Here is a 685-nt window from a genome sequence, read left to right as displayed (position 1 = left end):
AGGCGAGTTCCAGCGGCGTCCGGCTCATCGTGATCAGGTCGAGCGAGCCGTCCTCGTGGTCGGCCATGAACAGCCGGTCGAGGGTGAGCAGGCTCGCCAGCAGCGCGCCCAGCCAGAGAATGGCTGGCCCCAGCCGCGACAGCAGCGCCAGATCCGGGCCGACCGCGAACGGCATCAGCACCACCACGGTCAGGAAGAACAGCACGCCGATCAGCGCCCCGCCACCAACGCGGAGCGCGATCCGGATGTCCCGGCGAATCAGGGCGGACAGGGCGGTCATGGGGTGCTCCCATCGTGCCCCAAGGGCGGTGCGCTCCCTCCCCCGGTTGCGGGGGAGGGGTGGGGAGAGGGTGGCTCGACAACGAAGACTCCCCAAGAGGAGAGAGCCCTCACCCGGCGCTGCGCGCCGACCTCTCCCGCAAGCGGGAGAGGCGAGGGAGCAGAGGGAGCGACGCCCGGCCGCTTGGAAAGCTGAGGGTCCGCGAACTTCACGCCACACCCCCGATCCGCAGCTCCCGCGATTCAATTCCCAGCGGGGCATGGGTCGCTGCGATGATCAGGCCGCCGCGGGCGAGGTGATCTCGCATCAGGCCGCCGAACATGTCCTGGCCGGCGGTGTCGAGCGCGTTGGTCGGCTCGTCCAGCAGCCAGACCGGGCGGCGGACGGTCAACAGGCGGGCCAGCG

General features: G+C 70.8%; 1 protein-coding gene and 1 pseudogene. Both read right to left on the bottom strand.

Annotated elements, in window-relative coordinates:
* Positions 1 to 280: heme exporter protein CcmB (locus MOV75_RS40755; RefSeq protein WP_247008502.1), on the bottom strand; the 280-nt coding region annotated here is incomplete at its 3' end.
* A 208-nt stretch (positions 281 to 488) separates the two neighbouring features.
* Positions 489 to 685: pseudogene (locus MOV75_RS40750) on the bottom strand (heme ABC transporter ATP-binding protein CcmA); the annotation flags it as partial.

The organism is Bradyrhizobium sp. PRIMUS42 (assembly GCF_023006515.1).
Taxonomy (GTDB): Bacteria; Pseudomonadota; Alphaproteobacteria; order Rhizobiales; family Xanthobacteraceae; genus Bradyrhizobium.
Note: the sequence above shows the minus strand (reverse complement) of the source record. Positions and strands in the feature narration are given on the sequence as shown.